The sequence below is a fragment of the Hymenobacter sp. UYAg731 genome (assembly GCF_054061335.1).
Genome location: NZ_JBSSEC010000005.1, coordinates 68,788 through 87,598, shown reverse-complemented (window position 1 = coordinate 87,598; position 18,811 = coordinate 68,788). Strand labels below are relative to the sequence as shown.

The window sequence follows — 18,811 nt, the reverse complement described above, 5'->3', positions numbered from 1 at the left end:
GACGCGAACCAAAAGTCCGCGCTACATCTTGGCCAGCACCTGCTCTATCTCCGCAAACAACGGCCGGGCCGCTCCCTCCGCCTGTACGCAGCGCCGTTGCAACTCCCACAATGCCGCTACCGCCGCTGGGGCTTTGTCGGCCTCGTCGCAATGCGTCAGCAGCTCTTCCAGCAGGCCGCCGAAGGCCCGCACTTCCAGCCTTTGCAAGGCCATGGCCCATTCCGCATCTTCCACATCGAAGAAGCTGGCCGCGCCAAAGTCACCCAGCAGGGCATTGCCTTCGATGGTAGTCAGGATGTTGTGGGCGTATAAATCGCCGTGCATGATGCCCTTCGTGTGCAGGTGCCCGGCGGCGGCGGCAATGCCGGAAGCAATAGCCAGGGCAGTTTCCAGGCTGAACGAGGTGCCTGGCCGGTACACGTCGCGGGTGCAGGTGGCCAGGCTGGGCGGCCCGGCCAGGTTGCCAAACGCCTCGTCAATCAGCTCCAGTACTAGGCCTTCGGTGCCGGCGGGGTGGCCGCTTACTTTGCCTTCCACGGCAATCAGGTTGGGGTGCGCCCCGGCTTCGATGCAGGCCAGCATTTCGCAGTGGGGCAGGCCATCGCTGGTTACCGCGCCCTTGAATAATTTCACGGCCACCTCGGTATCCTCCACGTTGGGCTGCGCCCGGCGGGCCCGGTAAATCACGCCGGAGGCTCCTTCGCCCAGCTTTTCTTCCACCGTGAGGGCCGCCCAGGCAATGGGGCCGATGCGCTGCCGAGCCTCCACGCGGGCCTCGGCCGCCGCGCTGAAGGGGTTGCCCGCGTAGGCCAGCCACGCCAGGCGCGGCAGGGCCGGCAGCCACTGCGGCAACTCGGTGAGCTGGTTGGCGGCGATACGCAGTAGCTCCAGGTTGGTGCAATGGGCCAGCGTTGCGGGCAATTCGCGCAGTTGGTTGCCGGCCAGCATCAGCTTCTGGAGCTGCTGGCAGCTGCCGATTTCGGCCGGCAATTCTTCCAGCTGGTTATCGGTGAGGATGAGCCAGCGCAGGGCGGGCGTGAGGGCCGCCGCCGGCAGCGTCCGTATCTGGTTGGCCTTGAAGCCCACCATGCTCAGCTGCGGGCACTGACCCAGCACGGCGGGCACTTCGGTGAACTGGTTATCGGAGCAAAACAGCACCTCCAGCTTGTGCAGCCGGCCCAGGTCATCGGGCAAAGCCGATAGGGCGTTTCCGGTGAGGTTGAGCACCACCAGCGTATCGGCCAGGGCGAAGATTTCGCGGGGAAATTCGGTGAGGCCGGCGGCTAAATCGAGGCGCTTGAGGCCGTGGAGCTGGCCGGCACGCAGTTGGGCAAGGGTGTGCATGGGGGCAAAGGTCGTAGCGCGAACTTTTAGTTCGCGTCCCCGCGCCGTTTGCAATCGTTGAAACGGTGCGGGGACGCGAACTGAAAGTTCGCGCTACGAATAGCTCTCCTTCCGGAAGCCCCAGCTGCGCAGTTCCGCCTCAAACGTCTCCGGGAAATTGGCCTTCAGCGCGTACACCACGGCTTGCAGCACCCGGCGCAGCTCCAGCTTCGCGGTGTCTTTCTGGCTCACCGACTTGCTCACTTTGCCGGCCAGGCCGCCGGTTTCATTCAGCAGCTTCTCGTACTCATCGAAACGGGTTTGCCAGAAGGCGGTGCCATAGTCGCGCTTAGCGAAGGGAGCTTTGGCCACGGCCGGCAGCAGCATATCGCGCAGGGCCACGAGGCGCTCGTCGCGGTCGCGGCTCAGGTTGAAGCCGCCGTTTTTGTTGGCCAGCAGGCCAAAGCCGGGTAGGCGGGCATCCGTCTTGGCCTTGTTGTAGCTACTGTCTTCGTTGATGTATTTCTTCAGAATGCGCAGGCCCTCGTCGAATTGGTCATCTAACTCCTGCAGGCGCTGGCTTTGCGGGGTGCGGGCCGTGGCAGCGCTGCGCTTGTCGGTGATGCTGGCGGAGAATTCTAACACCAGCTTGGCGAAATCAGCCTGCGTTTTCTAGCGCAGGATAAACCAGGTTTCCTTGCCCCAGGCTTCGGCCACGAGCCGGGCCACTTCGGCCAGCGGGCCGTCTTTTTTGGGGATGAGCAGCTTGGGGTTCACCAGCGCATCGGCGGGGGTAGAGGGGCCGGCCGCAGCGGGCGTGGTAGTTTGGTCTGTCATGGGATAAAAAGGAAACAGTAAGGGATGAAAGGTGCCGCAGCAGCACGGCCGGGCTAAGGTGCGGAGAAATTCCGAGGGAGCAAAATTTCCCGCAATTGTTTGCGGTTTGCCGCGCCAGTAGCCGCCGCGGCGCTCAACAGCCTTCGGCTACTGGTGACATAGCCCGTCGCGGCGCTCGACGGCCCTTGGCGCGTGGTGCCATAGCCCGTCGCGGCGCTCAACGGCCTTCGTCACCTCGTGCCGAGTGCTCCCGAGCCGCTCGACGGCTCCCAACTCAAGGTGACAAGGGCCGTCGAGAATTTTTTCGATTGTGTGCTGGCGCGTGTCTGCGACGCGCTGCCGCCTGGCGGCGAGCCTGTGGCTCGGGGTTGAAACGGAACCGGACTACGGGTTCAGCCGGTGCGCGAAGCCCGAGCCACAGGCTCCAGCGCGTCGCAGACGCACGCCAGCGGGGAAATGAGGCCATTTATGATGATTTGTGTTCAAAGTGTTAATACTTTTGAACGAGCATATCCACCCTCAAAATCATTTCATGAAAAAACTCTTTATTCTTCTACTTATTATTAGTAGCCATTTCTATGCGAAAGGTCAGCAAATTGTTGATGTGGCTGATTTGACCCTTCGTTTAGGCGGTAATGAAACCAAGGAGCTTTATTATAGCTTCGCAAAAGACGACCAAATAATCTTCAATTTTGAAGAGGCAGACCATAAAACCGTAAAAGAGATAGATGTAACTGAAGCTAATACAGGAACGAAGAGATACGAAGATTACGAATCAGCTCTAATTAAGGATAAGACATTATTTGTAAACCAAAAAGGAGTCTATAAATTCAGGATTTATAATTCTTCGCTTTTAAAAGGGCGCGTCTGTAAAATTAGAATTCAACGGAAGCCAGGAACGGAAGCAACTAGACAATTTAATACTGCGGTTAAGTGGATTGATAAATCAGATACCACTTACAATGTATACACTAAAAAAGTAGTGACAGGCCATCGTGATTATGATGTACAGAAATCAAGAAAAGTAATTGCTCGGATTGATACTATACCCGTTACTATAGTTGACAGGTTGGAAAGAGTGCATTCTGTAACGAATACCAACTCTCCCAACTTCTCTAACATGGATTTTAGCTTTCCTCAGAATTCATTTGAACCTAATGTGTTCGACCCTTATAAAACGACGGAGGTCATCTCATGGGCCTATACATTAAGCACTGGAGAAGCGGGCGCTGCCTGGTACAAAGACGCGAATAAACGTGCTATGGGCAGCAGTCTAGTAAAAACAGCTGTTTCAGCTGGTGCAGTTTCAGGCGGTACGGGGGCAGTTGCTGTTTTAGCTATGTATGGAGCTTCTATGTTCAGCAATCCACCATCAGGCGACAACGTTATTTTCTCTTTTAGATTTAGTCAAAACGGTCAGAATTATCTTCTGACCGAAGGGCAGGGAAATTCAGTCGTTGTAAAGGGTCGGGTTACGTCTTTGAAGCAAGGCGGAATGACCCTGCGACTAACAAATGATAATACCATTGATGCCATTAATGTCGATGTTAAAATTGTTGCGGCTGTTTTGACGAAAACATACAAAGACGAAATTTATACAGTTAGAAAAAGCGACCCAATTGAAGAGGTGAAGACATTTCGTGACCCCGTAGTTACTGCGCGTAAGATGCCGGTAGCAATGGAATAAATTTCTCACACCTCCACCACTTCCCCCGTCCCGAAATAATAAATAACCCCGCGCACCTCCGCGTACCCCAACTGCTCGAATAGCGTGGCGTAGTTCCGCAGCAGGCGCTTGTGTTTCTCCTGCGGCGGGGGCAGGCGGAAATCCATCAGCGTGACGCGGCCGCCCAGGCGGTGGTGGGCTTCGAGGGAGGGTTCGAGCACCACGCGGTCGGGCTTGTAGTCGCGCAGCTTCACGCCGCCCACCAGGATTTCGCGCTCCGTTTCCACGCTCAGGTGCGGGGCGAAGTAGGGGGCCAGGCGCGGGTCACTCACCAGCCGTTCGAGGCTCTCGACCAGCGCCGGCCGCTCCTTGGCGCTCAGGATGCCCTCGGCCACGAGCTGGCTGGCCACCCGGCCCACATCGGAGGCCGTGAGCAGGCGGCGCAGGGCAAAGTGCAGCTTGCGGTTCCACTCGCCCTGGGCCTTCTGCTCGTCAAAATCGAAGAGCGTGGTGGCGTGGCGGCGCAGCTTCAGGCGCTCCTCCCAGGGCGCGGCGGCGAGGTTCGTCAGCTCGTAAGTAGCCGCCATGGGGGCGCTGCCAGCCTTTTTCTCCGCCGCCAACGAGCCTTTCGATACCACGAAAGACACCTGTTCTTCCTGCCACTCGTCGCGGCCCAGCAGGTAGCCGTGGAGCAGGTCGGCCACGGTGCGGGCGGCCGTGGTGGGCGCGGCGGCGTCCAGCTCGTCGGTTTTGGTGGTTTTCTGGGTCTCCGGCCGCTTGCTGATGACGTAGAGGCGGTGGCGCGGCCGGGTGAAGGCCACGTACAGCGTGTTCAGCCCTTCGAGGAATGTTTTCTCGCGCTCCTCGTCGTACTGCGCCCCCAATACCGTCTGCTGAATGCCCTTGCTCAAACTCACCACCGCCACGTCGGGCATGAGTTCGATGGGTTTCTGGCCCGGCTCCAAATGCCCCCACAACAGCGTGCCCCGGTGCGGCTCCAGGCTCCAATCGGCAAACGGCACAATCACCACGCCATACGCCAACCCCTTGGCCTTATGCACCGTCGTAATCGTAATGGCCGCCCGCCCGCCCGGCGCGTTGATGCTGATGCGCCCCTTGCGCTCCTCCCAATGCGTGAGGAAATTGCCCAGGTTGTTGCCAAATTTCAGGCTGTATTCCAGCGTCAAATCTAGGAAGCGGAACAGGTACTCGCTCTCCCCATTCCGCCCCAACAGCCCGAACAAACTCAGCAGCCGCTCGGCCAATTCGTAGAGGCCCAGGTTGCCGGTCTCGGCCTCGTTCACGTCGTAGCCCAACACCCGCAACTCGTCGAAAAACGAGGTGCCGCCCGCCGCATTGGCCACCGCCGCGATGTGCCGGGCGCGGGCCGGCGTGGGGGCCAGCCCGCGCACCACCTTATCCACCAGCAGCAGAGCCTCGGCCCGCGCCAGCGTATCGGCCGGCTGGTGCAGCACCCGCAAAATGCTCACCAGCAAGTTCACCACCTCCGCAAATTCCAGCGCCAGCGAATCGGCCGAAATAATGGCGTAGCCCCGCTCTTTCAGGAACTTGGCAATGGTCTTGCTGGCCCCCCGCGTGCGGCAAAGCACTGAAATATCCTGCAATTCATACCCATCGCGTAGCGCCTGCTCTACCAGCTGCAGGGTGAGGTAGCAGGTGCTTTCGTCGTAGCCCAGCAGCGCCTCGGCCGCGTGGCCGGGGAGGGATTCGGCGGTGTAAGCGCCAGCCGCCGGGTCGAAAATCAGGGCCGGCGCATCCTTTTGGGTGAATAACAGCTCCACATGCCCCTGCTGGTCCGCCCGCTGCGATTCCGGCACCCGCTGCCCAAAATGCGCGTCATAAATCCCCGTCACCAGTCCCAGCGCCTCGTGCCGCCCACTCACCGCCTGAAAAAACGCGTTGTTAAAATCAATAATCTCCCGCGCCGACCGGTAATTCACCTGCAACACCCGCGGCTCCAGCTTCCCCCGAAACGACTCGTAGCGCCCCCGCAGCAGCTCGCGCATCTCCGGCTCGCGGGCCCGCGCCGCCAGCGCCTCCGTGTTGCCCTGGTGCAGCCGCAGAATCTGCTCCATCTCGCCCCCGCGCCACCGGTAGATGGCCTGCTTGGCATCGCCCACCGCCAGGCTGCTGTGCCCATTCGCCAGCGTGTTTTCCACCAGCGGCAGCAAATTATTCCACTGCAAAACCGATGTGTCCTGAAACTCATCAATCAGAATGTGCTCGTATTTCTCGCCCAGCCGCTCATATAAAAACGGCACCGGCTCGGTGAGCACAATACTAGCAATGCGCCGATTAAATTCCGAAATCAACACCACGTTGCGCTCGCGGCTAATTTGCTCCACTATTTTATTTAATTCACTCAACAGCGACGCGTGAAATAAATACGGCTGCATCGCCGCTAGTAATAAATAATTCGGCAAATACTCGTCCCGCATTTTGTCCAGCGTCGCCACCAGTGCCGTCAGCGGCTCGCGCACCGCATCCACCCGCGCCTTGTCGGCGGGCGATTTAATTTTCCCGCCGTGCCATTTATCCTCGGCCAGCGTTTTGCGCACGTAGCTGTTCGGCCCCGCGTCGGCTTGCAGCAGCGCCACGCCCTTCTGCACGTATTGGCCGATGCCGCTTTTGCCGTAATACAGGTCGTCCACGCGCACATCAGCCTGCTCTAAAATTGCTGCGCCTACCTCCTGCGTCTGCGCAAACGCCGCCTCAATCTCCGCCCGCCGCACCCGAATCTCCTTGTCCAGCCGCCGGAAATCGGATAGGCTCAACCTGTCCAGCTGCGCCACCGCCTCCTGCACCGTTTCATTAAACAGCACCCGGCCAAACCCGGCCAGCTCCTCCGGCAGGCGGCTCCAGCTTTTGCCCTCCTCGGCCTGCCCCAGCGCATATTCCGCCAGCGTCTGCGACAGCAGCTTGCTGTTCGGGTCGCGGTTCACCTTATCCAGCAGCGCGGCCACCGCGCTTTGCAGCACCGCATCCGTATCCAGTTCCACCTCAAACGTGGCCGGCAAGCCCAGTTCCCGGGTAAACGCCGTCACAATCCGCTGCACAAACGAATCAATCGTGCTCACCCCAAAATCGGCATAATGGTACAGCACCAGCCGAAACGTGGCCGCCGCCCGCCGCCGCACCTCCGCCGCCGGCAGCTTCAGCTCGGCCGCAATATCGGCCAGCAGCGCATCCGTTTTGCCCGCCGCCGGGTAGGCAAAATTCCGCAGCGCATCCACAATGCGGTGCTTCATTTCCCCCGCCGCATCGTTGGTAAACGTAATCGCCAGCACCCGCTTGAAATACGCCGGGTCATCGGCCCCCAGCGCCAGCAGCAGGTATTCTTTCGTTAATTGGTACGTCTTCCCCGAGCCGGCCGAAGAGGAGTAGATGCGGAAGGAGGGAGGCATGTATATTTGATTTCGTCAAACGAATTAATGACAAGTATTATGAGACGTTTTAATTACTTGCCAATTGTTTTTTGCTTGATATTCTCAATCTCGAATCTGCATGCACAAGCCGGAAAGAAACTGAAAGCTTCACCAACTTCAGATTTCGCTGTTCTGCATTACGATTCTTTAGATAAGGAAATGTTCGAGCTTAACAAGAATGTGAAACAAGCATCGTTAAGTCAAACCGAATTGAATAAATTAATCCTGCTCTTGAGTCGCGCAGCTAAAGAAAACAAGCTGAAAGTTTACAAGCGTCAATACGTTTGCGTTGTTGACCAGCACGGCGACAAATTGGTTTGGGTTAATTGCTTCTGCAATCCTTATGATGGATGGAGGACTACCACACAAGTTGTTGTCGATGGCGGTGATTGTTACTACAGTTTAGTAATCAATCTAAAAAATGGCAAGTATGAAAACTTGATTGTTAATGGCGAAGCATAGTTACTTAGGCACAAGCCAACCCACCATCTCCGCCGTCACCCGCACCGGCCGGCCGCTCTTGGGGTCGAGCAGCACCCAGGTCGTTTCCGCCTCGCACAGCAGCACGCCATCGGCGGCGCGGGTGAGGTGGGTGAAGCGCAGCGACGTGGCCCCGCTGGTTTCGCCCACCCAGGTGCTGGCCCGTAGCGTCTCGCCCGCAAAGGCCGATTGCAGGTAGCGAATCCGGTGCTCGCGCACCACCCAGATAATCTGGTCGCGCAATTCGGCCGGGCAGATGCTGAGCCAGTGCGCGCCCGCCACGTCCTGCACCCAGCGCACGTATTCCACGTTGTTGGCGTGGCCCAGCGCATCAATGGCGCTGGCCGGAACTTGAAAATCGTGCGAAAAAGCGTGGGCGGGCGCGTCGGGCATACTGTATTAGGTAGGAGGGGGAGCGGGCAAAGGTCGGCAGCGAATGAAAAAAATACCTATCGACTTGCTGATTTGGAAATTATGCCTATCTTTGACGCAACCTAAGAAACCAAGCCACGGTGGCCCAAAAGCTTAGGGAAACTCCACAACACAACCACCATGCCCACCGGAACGGTAAAATTCTTTAATGAGACCAAAGGCTTTGGTTTCATCAAAAACGACGAAACTGGCGATGACATTTTCGTACACATCAGCGACTTGCAAGTAAGCTCGATTCGCGAAAATGACAAAGTTCAATTCGAAGTGGCTCAGGGCAAAAAAGGCCCGAACGCTGTGAAAGTGACGCTGGTTTAGTCCTGTCCTAACTTTGTTCTTGATAAGAAAGCCCGCCTTACGGCGGGCTTTTTTTATGCCCTGGAGGTAACGCTAGTAGGTGTCCGTATGTCATGCAGAGCGCAGCGAAGCATCTTTACCGCAATAGTAAACCAATCGTTTTGGTTGTCTTGCCCAGTAATGATGCTTGGCTGCGCTCTGCATGAACGTTAGTAAAACTCCAGACAGCCAAATCAATGTACGTCTACATCCTCACCAATACTGGCCGTACCGTTCTCTACATCGGCGTAACCAACGACCTAACCCGCCGCCTTTACGAGCACAGCACCGGCCGGGGCGATGCCAGCAAATTCATCGGACGCTACCAAACTGATTTGCTGGTCTACTTTGAGCAATTACCTGATGCTGCTCAAGCCATTGCCCGCGAGAAAGTGCTGAAAGGATGGTCACGGGCCAAGAAAGATGCGTTGGTTGCTGTGTTCAATCTCACTTGGAAGCCGATTGATTTGGAAACGTGGGAGGGTTGATTAGTATTGAGGTAAAGATGCTTCGCTACGCTCTGCATGACGTTATTTTTGTCCAAGCGCTAGCTTTTTCCAAAAATAAATCCTACCTTTGCACCCGCATTTGAGGACGGCCCAAGTCCGCGCAAGCCCGAGAGAGGCGCTAACGCATTGGCCGCGTAGTTTTTTGGTTGTTTTTTCCCGCCTGATTGTGACAAGGTAGAAGGAGGGGAAACGTCGCTGAGTACGGCTGTTTTCAGAGCTAAGTCTCTTTTCCCCCTTATCAACTCCAATCATGGAAGCTGAAAAAATTGTGGTTCGCTTTGACGAACTGAACCTCTCCGAGGAAGTACAACGCGCCATCACCGAGATGGGCTACGAGGAAGCTTCGGCCATTCAGGCCGCTGCTATTCCCGTGCTGCTCGCCGGCAAAGACGTTATTGGCCAGGCCCAGACGGGTACCGGCAAAACCGCTGCCTTCTCCATTCCCGCCATCGATAACATTGATACCGAGAGCAAGGACGTGCAGGTATTGGTGCTCTGCCCCACCCGCGAACTCGCGGTGCAGGTTTCGGGCGAAATCCAGAAACTGGGCAAGTACAAGCGTGGCCTGATGGTGGTGCCCATTTACGGCGGCAGCCCTTACGACCGTCAGCTCCGCGCCCTGGAGCGTGGTGTGCAGATTGTTATCGGCACGCCCGGCCGCATCATGGACCACATCGAGCGTGGCACCCTGAAGCTGGAGAACACCACCAAAATCATTCTGGATGAAGCCGACGAAATGCTCGACATGGGCTTCCGCGACGACATCGAGTTCATTTTGAGCAAGATGCCGAAGGAGCGCCAGACGGTGTTCTTCTCGGCCACGATGAGCAAGCCCATCATGGAGCTCACCAAGAAGTACCAGCGCGACCCGCAGGTAGTGAAGGTGAACCACAAGACGATGACGGTGACCAACATCGAGCAGAGCTACTACGAGGTGCGCGGCCCCCAGAAAAAGGACGTGTTGAGCCGCTTGCTCGACATGTTCAACTTGAAGTCGACCATCGTTTTCGCCAACACCAAGCGCATGGTTGACGAAATCGTGTCGGACCTGCAAGCCAAAGGCTACTTCGCCGAAGGCCTGCACGGCGACATGGGCCAGCAGCAGCGCCAGAATACACTGGATAAATTCCGCAAGTCGACCATCGAAGTGCTGGTTGCGACCGACGTAGCCGCCCGCGGCATCGACGTGGACAACGTGGAGGCCGTCGTGAACTATGACCTGCCGGCCGACGAAGAATATTACGTACACCGCATCGGCCGCACGGGCCGCGCTGGTAAGTCGGGCAAAGCCTTCACGTTTGTGAGCGGCCGCGACATCTACAAGCTGCGCGATATCATGCGCTTCACCAAGGCCGACATCAAGTTGGAGCAGGTGCCGTCGTTCGCCGATGTGTCGGAAGTGAAAACCACGTTGTTCCTGAACCAGATTAAGGAAATCGTGGACAAAGGCAACCTGGACAAGTACGTGGGCCGTGTGCAGCGCTTGCTCGACCAGAGCGAAGACATTACCTCGCTCGACATTGCTGCTGCGCTGCTGAAAATGACGATGAAAGAGGACAAGAGTGCTCAGCAGAGCCTCGACGCCAGCAAGGCGGCCGGCCAGGCCCGCCCCGGCTACACCCGTCTGTTCGTGACCATGGGCAAGAAAGACCGGATTCACCCCCGCGACATCGTGGACCTGATTTCGGAATCAAGCAACCTGACCGGTGCCAAAGTGGGCGACATCGCCCTCTATGACAAGTTCAGCTTCGTGGAAGTACCGTCGGAATACGCCGATGAGATTGTGAGCAAACTGGGCCGCACCAGCATCCAGGGTACGCCGGTTAGCTTCAGCATTGCCACTCCCGTGCAGGAAGGCGCGGCTAAAGAGGAAGGTTTCAACCGCACGGGCGGCACGGGTGGTCCCGGCGGCTTTGGTGGTGACCGGGAGCGTCGTCCCTTCAACGGTGGTGAGCGTCGCGAGGGTGGCAGCAGCTACGGCGGCGGCTACAAAGGCGGCAATCGTGGTGGTGGCAGCTTCGGCGGTGGCGAGCGTCGCGAAGGTGGCAGTGGTTACGGCGGCGGCTATAAAGGCAACCGCGAAGGTGGCAGCGGCTACGGCAACAAACCTGCTTACGGCGGTGGCGAGCGTCGCGAAGGTGGTAGCGGCTACGGCAACAAGCCGGCCTACGGCAACAAAGGCAGCTACGGCGACAAGCCCAGCTATGGCAATAAGCCGAGCTACGGCACGCCCCGCGAGTACGATACGCGCCCCGCGCCCCGTGCGCCCCGCAACGAAAGCTTTGACGAATAAGGACCGCAGATTTTAACGGATTTGACGGATAGGAGCAGATTCGGCCGGGTTGTTGCAATCCGGTCGATATCTACCATCGTAGTTATCTATCAGGTATTCATTAGCCATATATTTATTGTTTGTCGGTGATAATTAGTAAAGATATTCTTTAAAGTTAGTGCTATAAAAAAGGCCTCTCGAATAATCGAGGGGCCTTTTTTGATTGTGATTCAGCGAATTTGATTACAAAGAAAAACGAGTTTATCAGAGTCCGTTCTTATCCGTCAAATCCGTTAAAATCTGCGGTCCTTATTTCGACGAATCGCGCAGGGCTTTAATTTTGTCGTGGCCTTCAACCACGCCTTGGTACTGCTTCTCGATAACCGATTTCAGCGCAGCGGGCAGGCCTTCGGCTTTTAGCGCGGTTTGATATGCTTTCTTAGCGTAGTCTTCGCCGCGCTCGCACTCGGCGAGGATGCTGTGACGGTCTTTGCCGGTTACGGCTGATTTCAGGTCAATCCAAGCGCGGTGTACAGCACCGGTGATGGAGCCCTGGGCACCTTCGTTGGTGTCGGGCTTGAGGTCGAGCTTGAACATCTGGTCCTCAATTTCATTGAGGTAGCTCGAGCGCTGGGCGGCGAAATGCTTGAACGTGTCCTTTAGGTCAGCATCCTGTACGTCAACCATTGCTTCGGCGTAGCCTTTCTGGCCGTCTTTGAGGGTTTCAACCAATTCGTTGAGCAGGGCTTGGGTGGCTTTGGCTTCCATGAGGAAAGAGTATTTTGAAGTGAAAGATTATGTCTTCCTTTACTGCCTGTTCGCATGGAAGGTTACACTGCCACACCCACCGGCTCAGCCATTGCTCGTCCGGCCAAGTAGCCGGTGGTCCAGGCCGCCTGGAAGTTAAAGCCGCCGGTGATGCCATCGATGTCCAGCACTTCACCCGCGAAATACAGGCCGGTTAGTCGGCGGCTCTGCATGGTTTTGAGGTCGACTTCATCGAGGACGATGCCACCGCAGGTCACGAATTCTTCCTTGTAAGTGGTTTTGCCGCGCACGGCCAAGGGCATGCGGAGCAATAATTCGAGCAGGCGGTTCTGGGCTTTGGCGGGCAGGTCGCTCCAGCGGGTTTCGGCGCTGATACCGGCCTGCTCAGCTATGTTGCGCCAGAGGCGTTGGGGCAGGCCAAACTGCGGGTTGCTGATTACCGTTTTCCGGCCGTTTTCCTGCCGGAACTGTTGCAGCCAGGGGCGCAGGGTTTCTTCGGTGAAGGCTGGTATCCAGTTTATAAGCGCGGTACCTGCGTAGCCGAGTTCGCTGAGCCGCCGGGCACCCCAGGCGGAGAGTTTGAGCACGGCCGGGCCACTCACACCCCAGTGCGTGACGAGCAGTGGGCCTTCGTATTGCAGCTTTTCGCCGGCCAACACCACGCGGGTCTGGGGCACGCTCACGCCCATGAGCTCGCTTAGGGGCGAACTGGGTACGTTGAAGGTGAACAGCGAGGGTACCGGCTCAGCAATGTGGTGGCCGAGAGCACGTAACCAGTCGTAATTAGCTGATTTAGGGTTGCCGCCGGTGGCGATGAGTAATTGTGAAACCAGCAGCGAAGTGCCCAGCTGCGCGCTGCCTGAGCCGCTGATTTTCAGGTTGAACCCACCTTGCGGTAGTGGCTGGATTTCATCAACGCTGGCATTGGTGATGATGCGGACGCCTGCCTGGCGGGCCGCTTCTTCCAGAGCGCGGGCAATGGTTTCGCTCGAATCGGTGGTGGGAAACATGCGGCCATCGGTTTCCGTTTTCAATTGTATACCACGTTTAGCAAACCAGGCAATGGTTTCAGGCACTCCAAACTGCTGAAAGGCTGCTTTGAGCTGCTTGCTGCCGCGCGGGTAGTGGGCCACTAGTTGGGCGGGCGTATCGCAGGCATGGGTCACGTTGCAGCGCCCCCCGCCCGAAACGCGCACTTTGGCGAGGAGCTTGCCCGTCTTTTCCAGCAAAATAACGGATATATGGGGGTTGGCTTCGGCACAGGCAATGGCACCAAAAAAGCCAGCCGCCCCGCCGCCGAGTACGGCCACGAGGGGTTGGGCAGCATCTTTTTTCACGGGGCAAAGGTACGGCCGGCGGGTAGCATACGCTTTCGCTCGTGTGGCGGTAGCCGTTCTGATGATTGCACAAGCGAAAGCTTATACTACAACTTACCTAGCAGTAGGCCAGGGAGGCCAGCACGTCGTCGTGCTTGAACTGATAGGGCACGATGCTCCGTACCAGGCTGCTGTCAATGGTTTTGCCGCTCACTCCCTCCTCATTTTTAAAAGTGGGAGCGGTCAGGTTAAGATACTGGGCGGCAGCCGGATAAAAATCGCGGCGGCGCGGGTGCTGGGCAGCACATACGTTCAGGGTATGGCCCCAGGTCCCGCGCTCAATGATGCAGGACAGCACGCCGACTACATCGGTCAGGTGGATGAGGTTGACGGGCGCGTTGCCCTGGTCGAGGCCCTGGCGGCCCGCCAGGAAGCGGCCGGGGGCCCGCTCCGGGCCAATGAGTCCCCCCAGGCGCACCACAGTGCTTTTCCATTGGCCGTAACGCGGCACGAAATGGCCTTCGGCCCGCAGCACATCCGAAGCCGCGTCGCGGGTGCTGACGGCATCGGTTTCGCGCATGAGGCGCGGCTCGTTTGGATACACGCTGGTAGAGCTCACGAACAGGACATGCGGCGTGCCGGCGGCGGCCACGGCCCGATGAATGGGCCGCAGTAGGGTGGGGTAGGCACCGGCGGCGGCGGCGCGGGGCGGCACGTTCAGCACCAGCACATCGGCGGCGCTGAGCAGGCGATGCAGCAGGGCCTCAGCTGGCGCGCCAAAATCGGAACCCAGCCGCAGCAAATGGCCATTTATGCCGGCAGCAGCCATCAGGGGCAGGTTTTCGGGGGTGGTGGTGGTGCCCAGCACGGGGTGACCGGAGGCTGCCAACTGCCGGGCCAGGGCCATGCCCAGCCAGCCGCAGCCCAGCACTAATATGGTAGGGAGCCCCGCTCCCGCAGCCGGGCTCGTGGAGCCCCCGGAAATGGAACTAGTCATGCAGTGTCAGTACCTTTTAATGCCTTCAAGCTGCGAAGGTGAGAAAAAAATATGAAACACTATATTCGGCATTGAAAATAAATAATCCGACTTCTGAGGTGCGTTGGGCTAACATTCGCACCAGCAGCCTTGTACCTTCGGGCGGCGGACCGACCCGCTTATCCCACCCTCACCGTCTTTTTTTCGAATGAACGCACCCTACACCCAGCCCATGCTGCGCGATAACGCCCTGGCTGGCAAAACCATCATCGTAACCGGCGGCGGCACCGGCCTGGGCCGGGCCATGACCACCTATTTCCTCCAGCTGGGGGCCAACGTCACCATCACCAGCCGCAAGCTGGACGTGCTGGAGAAAACGGCCGACGAGCTTCGCCAGCAGACCGGGGGCAACGTGCTGGCCATTGCCTGCGACGTGCGCAAGTACGACGAAGTGGAGGCAATGCTGGCGCGCACCATCCAGGAATTTGGCGGTGTGGATGTGCTGCTCAACAATGCGGCCGGCAACTTCATCAGCCCCACCGAGCGCCTGAGCCACAAGGCGTTCGATGTGATTGTGGACATCGTGCTGCGCGGTTCCTACAACTGCACGCTGGCCGTGGGCAAGCGTTGGATTGCCGACAAAAAGCCCGGCACCATCCTCAATATTGTGACTACTTACGCCTCGGTGGGCTCGGCTTTCGTGGTGCCTTCGGCTACGGCCAAGGCCGGCGTACTGGCCATGACGCGCTCATTAGCAGTCGAATGGGCCAAGTATGGCATCCGCTCCAACGCCATCGCACCCGGCCCGTTCCCCACGGAAGGGGCCTGGAGCCGCCTGTTCCCCGAGCCGCTGGCCAGCAAGCTCGACCCGGCCGCTAGTGTGCCGCTCAAGCGCGTGGGCCAATACCAGGAGTTGGCCAACCTAGCCGCTTATCTGGTATCGGATTTCTCGGCCTATGTGAATGGCGAAGTCGTGACCATCGACGGCGGCGAGTGGCTGAACGGAGCCGGCGAGTTCAACAAGCTCGAAATGCTGACGTCCGATATGTGGGATACTATCGAGAAAACCATGCGTCGCTGAACCGCAGATTGTCACGGATTTGACAGATAAGAACGGATTCAATCGAAATCAGGTAGCATAAAAAGGCCCGTAGCTATTCAGTTACGGGCCTGTTTTGATTTGCACCAGGTCGCATAAGAGAAGTGCCTGAATCCGTTTTTATCTGTCAAGTCATTGACAATATGTGGTTTAGAGTTTGTATCCTTTATAGTCCTTTGTGAATTCCTCCAGGGGAATGGGCTGGTTGGGAGTTACGTCTTGGAATTCAAATTTTTCAAACAACCCTTTCTCGTCATTCACCTGCACCATGGTGGGGAGGTAGGTTTTGGGGTCGACGCAGAGCGTGGTGCGGCGGCCGTACGAATTAGGCACCTGTAGCACTTTGCCTTCGGGGATTTTGTCGCCAATGCTCAGGCCGTTGCGCTCGATGATGCGGAATTCACCGCAGCCAAACCGCTCGGCGACCGTGCCAATGGTTTCGTTTTTAACGGCTTTGTAGCTCACGTAGCGGTATTGCGGGTAGTCGGAGCGGAGCACATAGTTCGTGTGGCCCAGCAGCGTAGTGTCGCCCACGTAGCGGAACGAGCGGCTGTAGGAGTTGTCCTGGCGCAGGGTGGTAGTGCGCAGCAGGTCCGAAATAGTGCCGAAACCGGCCTGCAAAGCCGTGTGGTGCTGGCCGCCGCGCATCAGCTTGCCGTTGGGGTCCAGGCTGAGGGTGACGTAGGGAAAAGCCGCCGGATACACCCAAGCATCGCCGCTGTTCTGGCCCGCCAACCAGAGCACTTCCACTCCTTTTTGGTTCTTAATATAAATGCGCAGCGGCTTATACGTCAGCTTCATAATGCTGCGCGCCTGGTGAATGCTGCCCTCGATGCGCTCCTGGGCCTTCACGGTGCAGCGCAGAAACTTCAGGCTTTCGATGGCCGAGCTCATGCGCGTCGTGAGCTGCTCCGTGGTGATAGGGGGCGGGGTAGCGGGGGCTGCGGCGGCCATCAGAGCCAGAATGCCGCCCGGAATGACAAAGCGTAGGGCAGTAGAAGTCGTAATGGGAAAAGCAGGCATAAAAGGCTTGAAATGAGCGGCCGGCTGCTCCAAAAGTACGGAGCGAAGCAGGGTTAATTAAGATTGATGTGGGGAAAGCGCGAGGCCGTGCTGTCGAAGATGAACAACTCATCAATTTCCACGCCACGCAGGAAACGGTAGAGCGGAAACTGTTCGACGAGGGCCTGCACCGCGGCGGCATCATCGCCGTTCATGGTGACCCAGCCCCGGCTCCGGTCGCTGCTGATGGCATAAGATTCCACAATTTTTTCGTTCAGCAGGCGGTTGATGAAGTCGCGGTGACGCGGAATGAGGGCGATGAACTCCTCGTTGAAGGCATCGGGCAGGCGTAGGGAAACAACAAAAGTCGGCATACGGGTGGAGCAGCACAGCGGCGCGAAGCGCACTTTGCTAAAAGTAAAAGAGAGCGGCTAGAGTTTGGCCAGTGGCGGGCCGGCAGTAGCAAATAATCAGCCGGTTTGGTTGGCAGGGTAACGAAAAAAGCCCCAGCCGGAGCTGAGGCTTTAATTACGAAGAGCAAGTTACGAATGCCCAAGCTCGGCCACGCTGGGCTGGACCTGGTCGCCCCGGGCAGGTTCGGCGGCGGCATCTGGGCCGGGGCTGCCGACGGCGGCGCGGGCACCGGTTTGCTCCCACTCCCGGAACTTGGTGATTTCACCCTGGAACTTGCCCAAAAACCAGCTTATCAGGCTCAAATCATCTAGAAAGCCGATAACCGGAATGAAATCAGGAATTAAATCGATGGGCGACACCACGTAGAGCAACACAGCCAAGCCCGAAATAACGGTGCTGGTAGAAATGTCCCGGTACTCGCCGCTGATGTAGGCGCGAACCAGCCGTACCAGCGTGAGGGCCACATCGAATAACTGCTTGAACTTATTGTCCTTACTATCCTTGCTGGATAGTTTATCGGCCGTTTCATTCAAAATGGTGACTACCTTGAATGGCTTGCCCAGGAGCTTGGTAGCGCGACCAATAAAGACGTTGAAAAGGGCATTTTTGGAGATTTTGAGGCCTTTTTCGGCCAGCGGAGACATGGGCATAACGATGCGGGTGAAAGGATGTTGGGCGGGCTTTACGCGCAATCGCCCCGTGTTGTTCACGCCCGCTTCACTCTGCGCCAGCGGCGCTAGCGCTCGAACAGGGGCGTGGTGCCGCCCACCCAATCCTTGTTCTTATTAAAATCAACCCCAATCATCTCGCCCCGGCTCAGGCGGCTGAGACCACAAAGCAGCGTAGGGCGCGGCTGGCCGGGCTGCCAGATGTAAAGGAGACGAATTTCGCTTTTCACAAGACCGTCAGGCGATTGCACCACGGGCTCGTACTGTACTTTGCGCTGTAATAAATAGTGTTCCTTGTCCGTAATGGCATCCAGGTCGGCGGCGGTGACGTGCAGGCGCACACCGGCCCCGGCAAAAGAGAACAGGGGCTTGAGCACGTAGTTTTCCAGGTCCTTGGGGTAGGAAGTTAGTTTGTGCAGGTAGTAGCTGGGCGGCACAAACGGCCCGTTGAGCAGCGGCAATGTGTATTTACTGACCCGGAAAAACCAGTTGGGGTGTCCCACCCAGGTTACGTCCACATCATCGGTCAAATTAAACTCGCCGGGCAAATTCGGATAGCGCGCCAATTCGTCAAAAATAACGCGGTTATAAATGCGCTTAATTGGAATTTGTCGCCCGTCTTTTTCGTAGAATAATTGCCGCCCGTTTTTGCGAACTTTGGTGAGGCAAATGGCCTCAATTCCCCAAAACTCCTTCGTTAAAACAAAGTCGATTCGAGTTTTTTGTTTCTCCGGATATATTTCCAGCAGAATAACGTTTTCTGGTGCTTCATCACCCAATAAAAAGCCGCGCATTTCTTCGCGATATCCCACAGCATCCGGTGAATTCAGAAAAGGAGAAACGGAATTTGAAATAGGAAAATGTTGTCCAAAAATGCCTGGTAACCAAGCCTGAAATGCGTAGAGCGAGGGGAAGCCCTGCATCTCGATGAGCTGAGGTTCCAGGTCGCCGCTGGCATTACGGCACACGGCAAAATCAAATGTTAAAAAATCTGGTCGGCCTTCATCGCCGGGTACGCGCTGGTGCGGGGGGATGGCCGCTTCGGTTAATTCCTTGAAATTGTCCTGCTGAATAACGTCAATAATTGAGTCGCCGGCCGCAATTAATTTATCGCGCAAATCAGCCGGAATAAATACCGGAGTTTCGGCCACCCGAAAGTCTAATTGCCCGGGAAATTGCTGGTCGATATCGGCCAGCAATTCCTGATATTTCTCGGGCGTGAAAGCGGCGTTGTATCGGTGGCGGTGCTCAGGAATCATAAGGAAAGGAG

General features: G+C 57.4%; 17 protein-coding genes and 1 pseudogene. 6 read left to right on the top strand and 12 right to left on the bottom strand.

Annotated elements, in window-relative coordinates; genetic code table 11:
• Window positions 1–21: 21 nt before the first annotated feature.
• The 3 genes from ACVWYF_RS16240 to ACVWYF_RS16230 form a co-directional block, all read right to left on the bottom strand.
• Window positions 22–1,344, bottom strand: coding sequence for a leucine-rich repeat-containing protein kinase family protein (locus ACVWYF_RS16240; RefSeq protein ID WP_457069871.1), 1,323 nt, complete (start codon window positions 1,342–1,344; stop codon window positions 22–24).
• 93 nt (window positions 1,345–1,437) lie between these two features.
• Window positions 1,438–1,968, bottom strand: a complete 531-nt coding sequence (locus ACVWYF_RS16235; RefSeq protein ID WP_457069869.1) for a hypothetical protein — start codon at window positions 1,966–1,968, stop codon at window positions 1,438–1,440.
• 27 nt (window positions 1,969–1,995) lie between these two features.
• Window positions 1,996–2,160: a hypothetical protein gene (locus tag ACVWYF_RS16230; RefSeq protein WP_457069867.1), complete on the bottom strand. Its 165-nt coding sequence runs from the start codon at window positions 2,158–2,160 to the stop codon at window positions 1,996–1,998.
• Window positions 2,161–2,692: 532 nt separating this feature from the next.
• On the opposite strand from ACVWYF_RS16230, the gene ACVWYF_RS16225 reads away from it, so the two are divergent.
• Window positions 2,693–3,847 carry a hypothetical protein gene (locus tag ACVWYF_RS16225; protein ID WP_457069865.1) on the top strand — a complete coding sequence of 385 codons (1,155 nt, stop codon included), beginning with the start codon at window positions 2,693–2,695 and terminating at the stop codon, window positions 3,845–3,847.
• A gap of 5 nt (window positions 3,848–3,852) precedes the next feature.
• Here ACVWYF_RS16225 and ACVWYF_RS16220 read toward each other — a convergent pair whose 3' ends face one another.
• Window positions 3,853–7,251 (bottom strand): UvrD-helicase domain-containing protein, encoded by a 3,399-nt coding sequence (locus ACVWYF_RS16220; RefSeq protein ID WP_457069862.1) that lies wholly within the window; start codon window positions 7,249–7,251, stop codon window positions 3,853–3,855.
• 39 nt (window positions 7,252–7,290) lie between these two features.
• On the opposite strand from ACVWYF_RS16220, the gene ACVWYF_RS16215 reads away from it, so the two are divergent.
• On the top strand, window positions 7,291–7,734 hold the full coding sequence (locus tag ACVWYF_RS16215) for a hypothetical protein (protein WP_457069860.1): 444 nt from the start codon (window positions 7,291–7,293) through the stop codon (window positions 7,732–7,734).
• Here the strand turns inward: ACVWYF_RS16215 and ACVWYF_RS16210 are convergent, their stop codons facing one another.
• On the bottom strand, window positions 7,735–8,145 hold the full coding sequence (locus tag ACVWYF_RS16210; protein WP_457069858.1) for an acyl-CoA thioesterase: 411 nt from the start codon (window positions 8,143–8,145) through the stop codon (window positions 7,735–7,737).
• Between the two features lie 159 nt (window positions 8,146–8,304).
• Here ACVWYF_RS16210 and ACVWYF_RS16205 point away from each other — a divergent pair, with 159 nt between their 5' ends.
• The 3 genes from ACVWYF_RS16205 (at window position 8,305) to ACVWYF_RS16195 (ending at window position 11,319) form a co-directional block, all read left to right on the top strand.
• Window positions 8,305–8,499 (top strand): cold-shock protein, encoded by a 195-nt coding sequence (locus tag ACVWYF_RS16205; protein WP_168673032.1) that lies wholly within the window; start codon window positions 8,305–8,307, stop codon window positions 8,497–8,499.
• 215 nt (window positions 8,500–8,714) lie between these two features.
• Entirely contained in the window at window positions 8,715–9,005 is a 291-nt protein-coding gene (locus ACVWYF_RS16200) for a GIY-YIG nuclease family protein (protein ID WP_457069856.1), read from the top strand.
• 271 nt (window positions 9,006–9,276) lie between these two features.
• Window positions 9,277–11,319, top strand: coding sequence for a DEAD/DEAH box helicase (locus tag ACVWYF_RS16195; RefSeq protein ID WP_457069854.1), 2,043 nt, complete (start codon window positions 9,277–9,279; stop codon window positions 11,317–11,319).
• A gap of 288 nt (window positions 11,320–11,607) precedes the next feature.
• Here the strand turns inward: ACVWYF_RS16195 and ACVWYF_RS16190 are convergent, their stop codons facing one another.
• From ACVWYF_RS16190 to ACVWYF_RS16180, 3 genes are all read right to left on the bottom strand, one after another.
• Window positions 11,608–12,066 (bottom strand): PA2169 family four-helix-bundle protein, encoded by a 459-nt coding sequence (locus tag ACVWYF_RS16190; RefSeq protein WP_457069852.1) that lies wholly within the window; start codon window positions 12,064–12,066, stop codon window positions 11,608–11,610.
• 62 nt (window positions 12,067–12,128) lie between these two features.
• Window positions 12,129–13,403, bottom strand: coding sequence for an NAD(P)/FAD-dependent oxidoreductase (locus ACVWYF_RS16185; protein WP_457069850.1), 1,275 nt, complete (start codon window positions 13,401–13,403; stop codon window positions 12,129–12,131).
• A gap of 97 nt (window positions 13,404–13,500) precedes the next feature.
• On the bottom strand, window positions 13,501–14,379 hold the full coding sequence (locus ACVWYF_RS16180) for an SDR family oxidoreductase (RefSeq protein WP_457069848.1): 879 nt from the start codon (window positions 14,377–14,379) through the stop codon (window positions 13,501–13,503).
• Between the two features lie 187 nt (window positions 14,380–14,566).
• Here ACVWYF_RS16180 and ACVWYF_RS16175 point away from each other — a divergent pair, with 187 nt between their 5' ends.
• On the top strand, window positions 14,567–15,439 hold the full coding sequence (locus ACVWYF_RS16175) for an SDR family oxidoreductase (protein WP_457069846.1): 873 nt from the start codon (window positions 14,567–14,569) through the stop codon (window positions 15,437–15,439).
• A 168-nt stretch (window positions 15,440–15,607) separates the two neighbouring features.
• Here ACVWYF_RS16175 and ACVWYF_RS16170 read toward each other — a convergent pair whose 3' ends face one another.
• The 4 genes and pseudogenes from ACVWYF_RS16170 to ACVWYF_RS16155 all read right to left on the bottom strand — a co-directional run bounded on the left by ACVWYF_RS16170 (window position 15,608) and on the right by ACVWYF_RS16155 (window position 18,800).
• On the bottom strand, window positions 15,608–16,480 hold the full coding sequence (locus ACVWYF_RS16170; RefSeq protein WP_457069844.1) for a LysM peptidoglycan-binding domain-containing protein: 873 nt from the start codon (window positions 16,478–16,480) through the stop codon (window positions 15,608–15,610).
• 53 nt (window positions 16,481–16,533) lie between these two features.
• On the bottom strand, window positions 16,534–16,833 hold the full coding sequence (locus tag ACVWYF_RS16165; RefSeq protein WP_457069842.1) for a hypothetical protein: 300 nt from the start codon (window positions 16,831–16,833) through the stop codon (window positions 16,534–16,536).
• Between the two features lie 330 nt (window positions 16,834–17,163).
• Window positions 17,164–17,286: pseudogene (locus ACVWYF_RS16160) on the bottom strand (YkvA family protein); the annotation flags it as partial.
• Between the two features lie 323 nt (window positions 17,287–17,609).
• Window positions 17,610–18,800, bottom strand: a complete 1,191-nt coding sequence (locus ACVWYF_RS16155) for a hypothetical protein (RefSeq protein ID WP_457069840.1) — start codon at window positions 18,798–18,800, stop codon at window positions 17,610–17,612.
• Window positions 18,801–18,811: the final 11 nt, after the last annotated feature.